A 5045-nucleotide genomic window follows, 5' to 3' on the forward strand; every position below is an offset into this window, starting at 1 on the left:
CGCATGCCAAGGCCCAGCGGCGCGATGAGAGGGACGGTCATGGCTGAAGCCGTTCCGCAGCCGCAGCCCAATCCCGGCGATGTGCGTCCGCTCGTTGCCAGGGCATCGGGCAATCGGGGTGTCTGGATCTTTGCGGCGGTGCTGCTGGCTGCAGGCGGAGGCCTGTTTTATGCCTTGCAGATGCGGCGCCTGACCATGGAGCAGCCCTCGTTGCTGGCACCGCAGCCGGAAACGGGCGGCATGATCTCCTCACCCCCGGCATTGGCGATCCCGCCAGCGCCCGACTACCTGATGCCCGGTCAACAGTCGTTGGAAGAGGCATCAAGCAATCGGTCCGCTGCAGATCGGGAGCCAGTCCGCATTCCACGGGCGGTCTCCTACTATGAGCCTGCTCCACCTCCGCCAATGGCACCGCAGACCGGCCAGAGCACCTATCCGCCGCCTTCTGCGCCTATGGGGCCAGGGTATGCCTATCAGGCTCCGCAGCCACCGATCGCAGGGCCGAGGGATGCGGCGGTCTCGAAGACGCTCGATGGCCGCGTCGAGGCGCGCACGTTCAAGAACCCCGGCACGACCGTGCCGCAGGGTAGCGTGATCCAGGCGGTCATGGAAACGGCGCTGGATTCCACCCGCGCCGGATTTGCCCGCGCGATTGTCTCGCGCGATGTTGAGAGCTTCGATGGCACGCGCGTGCTCATTCCCAAGGGGAGCCGCCTCTTTGGGGATTATCAGGCCGATGTCAGCTTGGGGCAGAAGCGCGCGCTCATTCAGTGGAAGCGGCTGACCCGGCCTGATGGCACGATCATCGATCTCGACTCACCCTCAGCCGATCCGCTGGGGCGTGCTGGGGTGAAGGGCAAGGTGAACACCCACTTCTTCCAGCGCTTCAGTGGCGCCATCCTGCAGTCGGCGCTGGACATCGGTGTGCGTGCCGCAACCGAGAAGGTGGCCAGCAATACCGTGATCGTGGGGCTTCCTGGTGCAACCACGCAGGCGACCACCATTCAGAACCCGGCCGACATCAAGCCGACGCTTAAGATCGCCCAAGGCGCGAGCGTATCGGTCTTTGTGGCCCGCGATCTCGACTTTACGTCGGTGGAGCGCTGAGCGTGCTCGCCAGCGACGTCTATCTGGGCAGCTATCTGGAGCCGCTGGCACCCTTTCTGACGCGGGCCGATGTAACGGACATCTATGTCAACCGGCCAGGCGAAGTGTGGATCGAGGCGATTGGCGGTGTTCCGGAGCGCATTGAGGTTCCGGCGCTCACAGCACGCAGCCTCGCGCGTCTCGCCCGGCAGATTGCCGCGATGAACGCGCAAGGGATTAGCCGGGAGCATCCGTTGCTGTCCGGCTCGCTGCCCGACGGCTCGCGCGTGCAGATCGTGCTGCCACCGGCTACGCGTGGGGAAATGGCGTTAGCGGTCCGACGGCACGTATCCGCCGGGCTCAGCCTGCAGGACTATCATGAGGCGGGTGCGTTTGCTGAAACGCAGTCAGGCCATGCTCGGCAGACCGATGCTGGACAGGTCGAGATCGATGGCGAGACCGTTACCGATATTCTGCGGCAGGCGGTGCTGGGGCATCGCAATATCCTGATCTCAGGCGGAACATCGACCGGCAAGACGACCTTTCTGAATGCTCTGCTGCGCGAGGTTCCGGCGAATGAGCGGCTGATCCTGATTGAGGATACGGCGGAGCTTCAACTCTCTCATGAGAACGCTGTCGGTTTACTGGCGGCACGCGGATCGTCGGGGGAGGCTGATGTTTCGGCGGAGGACCTACTGATCGCCTCGCTGCGCATGCGGCCCGATCGTATCATTCTGGGCGAAATGCGCGGACGAGAGGCATTGACGTTTCTGCGGGCAGTCAACACTGGTCATCCCGGTTCGATGAGCACCATTCATGCAGACACACCCGAGCGGGCAGTCGATCAACTCGCTCTCTTGGTACTTCAGGCAGGCGCCAATATGAAATGGGACGATGTTGTGCGGTATGTCATGCGCTCGGTTGACGTCATCGTACAGCTCAAACGCGAAAACGGAACGCGCAAGATCGAGCAGGTGTGGCGGCCTGCGTGACCCGCGATATCACCCAAGGCTGCCCAAAGAAGGTGGAGCCACCTCACCAGCGCAGCTTGGGCTACCTTCTGATCTTCTTCTGCTCACCCGCGCGCTGCTTGCTCATGTGCGGGCGCACGGGTTTCCGGTACGCGGGAAGCGGCATCGTGGGCGCGGTTGAGTCGGCGCTGCGTCTGCGGGCGCGCTAGCGGCTATGGTGGGGGTTTGGCACCGCCCGTATCGCCGGGCCGGTCGATCCCGCCCGGCTCGCCCGCATGGTGGCCGCGCTCGTCGCCATGCCCGAGCTGGACACCTCGAAGAACCCGGTAATTTCGGCGTGACGGAGGCGCGGTGACGCTGAAGGGGCGCAAGCCCCCTTTTTTTTGGATGCTCTGATCTGCTGATTTCCGTGGTCTGGCGGCCACTACTGGCCGCTTTTGGCGTCATGCGGGCGCAATTCGCCCCTCGAGCCAGGCCAGGCGCTGGAAGTTATAGGCGAGGTTGGCCATGCCGATCTTGATGCGGGCGCGGGGGATGCCGATGGTGCGCACCACGAGGCCCATGCGATGCTTCTGTCCTGCCAAGACGTGCTCAACGGCGGAGCGGACCGCCGACCGCTTCGCATTGGCGCGTGCGATACGTTCGGGCATCGCACGGCGGTGCGGCTTTCGCTGGTGGATGTGGCTGGTGAACATGCCCTTGGCGAGGAAGGCCTCATTCTTCTTCGAGCGGTAGGCCGTATCCGCCCAGACGCCCGAGCCGGTGTTGTCCTTGCTGACCACGTCAGGTAACCGGGCGCCGTCGTGGGCATTGGCCGCGCTCGCATCCCAGGTGCGGATGAGGCCGTGAGCGCGATCGATGCCTATATGGTTCTTGTAGCCGAACATCGGGATGGCGAGATCGACCGGCTTGAACGCCTTGGGATCAGCGCCTTCCTTCACCTTGGCCTTGGTGTACTTGACGCTCCAGCGGGCATCGCGGTCCTTCTGTCGGATGTTCGCCGGGCTATCCTTCCAGCGCTCGGGTATCCGGCCTTCCTTGATCGCCGCCTTTTCTTCCTCGGTATTCCGTTGCTTCGGGGCCGGCACCACGGTCGCGTCGATGATCTGCCCGCCCATGGCAAGGTACCCCCGATCCGTCAGGGCCGCATCAAAACGCGCAAAGAGCCTGAGGTGGTGCCGGTTTTCCGGACAGGGTGCTAAGCTAGTCCCGACCTGAAGGACTGGTACGGGAATGAAGACGACAAGGAAGCGCTACAGCGCGGATTTCAAAGCCAAGGTGGCGCTGGAAGCGATCCGGGGCGACCTGACGCTGGCGGAGTTGGGAACGAAGCATGGCGTTCACCACACGATGATCGCGTCGTGGAAGCGGCAGGCCATTGAGGGGATGGCAGGCACCTTTTCTGGGGCTGGCGATGCGGCCAGGGCGGCGAGCGAGGCCGAAGTGGACAAGCTGCATGCGAAGATCGGGCAGTTGCCGGTGGAACGCGATTTTTTAGCGAAGGCCTCCGGTCGATGAGCGTGGCACGGAGGCGATCGATGATCGAGCCTGCTCACCACGTTTTGTCGATCGCGGCGCAATGTCGGCTGCTGTCGATCAGCCGGTCGAGCTATTATTACGCGCCGGTGCCGGAGACCGAGGAGGCACTGGCGCTGATGCGGATGATCGACACTACGTTCATGGACTGCCCGTGGTACGGCAGCCGACAGATGGCGCGGCATTTGCGGCGCGCTGGCCACGAGGTCGGGCGACGACGAACACGGCGGCTGATGGCGAAAATGGGTCTGGCGCCGATCTACCAACGGCCGCGTACGAGCGCCCCGCATCCGCAGCACCGGATCTATCCGTACCTGCTGCGCAAGCTGGTGATCGAACGGCCCAATCACGTCTGGTGCGCCGACGTGACCTATCTGCCCATGCGGCGAGGCTTCCTATACCTGGTTGCCATCATGGACTGGGCCACCCGAAAGGTACTGGCCTGGCGGCTGTCGAACACGATGGATGCGGGCTTCTGCGTTGCGGCGCTGGAGGAGGCACTGGTCCGCTACGGCAGGCCGGAAACCTTCAACACCGACCAGGGCAGCCAATTTACGTCGCAAGCCTTCACCAGCGTGCTACGCGACGCCGAGGTCCGCATCAGCATGGATGGCCGGGGCCGGTGGATGGACAATGTCTTCATCGAGCGGCTCTGGCGATCCCTGAAGTACGAATGCGTCTACCTCCATGCCTTCGAGATCGGTTCGGAGCTGAAGGCTGGCCTTGGCCGATGGATCACCTATTACAACACTCAGCGTCCGCACTCGGGCCTGGCCGGGAGAACTCCGGTCGAGGCCTATCGGCGGATCGGGCAATCAGATCATGGGGGGCATGCCCCCCATGATCTGATGATCAAACAGGCGGCATGAACGACAACCGGGATTAGCTTAACTCAGCCGCCAAACTGTCCAAGAAGGCGGAGCCACCTCAGCCTGTCGATTGCCCTGGCCTTCACCAGGCGCTCCCGGAACAGCCACACGGTCGTCGCATCGGGCACTGTGCCGTCGAGCCCCAGACCCAGGAAGCGCTGGAACGAGAGGCGGTCCTTGATCTGGAATTCGGTCGCTTCGTCCGACAGCGAATAGAGCGCCTGAAGCACCAGGATCTTGAACATGAGCACCGGGTCGAAGGGTGGGCGGCCACCCTTGCCGCGAGGACTGCGACGCAGCACGGCAACCAGCGGTCCCCGGAAAACCTCGAAGTCTATAACCGAAGCCAAGCGCTCGAGCGGATCGCCCGCCGCGCTCAACGCTTCATATCGGTTCGAAAGATCAAAGAAACCCGGCTGCCCTGTCACCATCGCCTCCGCTGCAATGCACAGGCAGTGAATCACCCAAAGGCCTCAAACGCCATGGGTTTTTCGAGGCATCCAGCTCACCCGCGAGGTTCTCATGATGTACTGCTTCGACGGTCTGCCCTACCGCTGCATCGCCCGCCGCCTGGACTCACCAG

At 63.4% G+C, this 5045-nt stretch carries 3 protein-coding genes and 2 pseudogenes; 3 read left to right on the forward strand and 2 right to left on the reverse strand.

The window, feature by feature from the left end; all coding sequences use genetic code 11:
* The first annotated feature begins 39 nt into the window (after positions 1-39).
* Complete coding sequence (locus NN5_RS23995) at positions 40-1107, forward strand: TrbI/VirB10 family protein (protein WP_067739115.1); 1068 nt, start codon at positions 40-42, stop codon at positions 1105-1107.
* Between the two features lie 2 nt (positions 1108-1109).
* Positions 1110-2078 (forward strand): P-type DNA transfer ATPase VirB11, encoded by a 969-nt coding sequence (virB11, locus tag NN5_RS24000; RefSeq protein ID WP_157081317.1) that lies wholly within the window; start codon positions 1110-1112, stop codon positions 2076-2078.
* Positions 2079-2500: 422 nt separating this feature from the next.
* On the opposite strand, the pseudogene NN5_RS24010 reads toward virB11, so the two are convergent.
* Positions 2501-3226 (reverse strand): annotated as a pseudogene (locus NN5_RS24010) (transposase); the annotation flags it as partial.
* A gap of 64 nt (positions 3227-3290) precedes the next feature.
* Between NN5_RS24010 and NN5_RS24020 the strand changes: the two are divergent.
* Positions 3291-4462 (forward strand): IS3 family transposase gene (locus tag NN5_RS24020; RefSeq protein ID WP_157081318.1). Its coding sequence is split into 2 segments (ribosomal slippage): positions 3291-3555 and positions 3555-4462, totalling 1173 coding nucleotides; the frame shifts between segments, so codons are not numbered across the junction.
* A 59-nt stretch (positions 4463-4521) separates the two neighbouring features.
* Here the strand turns inward: NN5_RS24020 and NN5_RS24025 are convergent.
* Positions 4522-4890, reverse strand: a pseudogene (locus tag NN5_RS24025) (transposase); the annotation flags it as partial.
* Between the last annotated feature and the right edge of the window lie 155 nt (positions 4891-5045).

The organism is Novosphingobium naphthalenivorans NBRC 102051, from assembly GCF_001590985.1.
Lineage (GTDB): Bacteria > Pseudomonadota > Alphaproteobacteria > Sphingomonadales > Sphingomonadaceae > Novosphingobium > Novosphingobium naphthalenivorans.

Bases quoted from the DNA above. Each gene is read 5' to 3' on its own strand.
- NN5_RS23995 (WP_067739115.1), top strand. From the start codon at position 40: ATGGCTGAAGCCGTTCCGCAGCCGCAGCCCAATCCCGGCGATGTGCGT.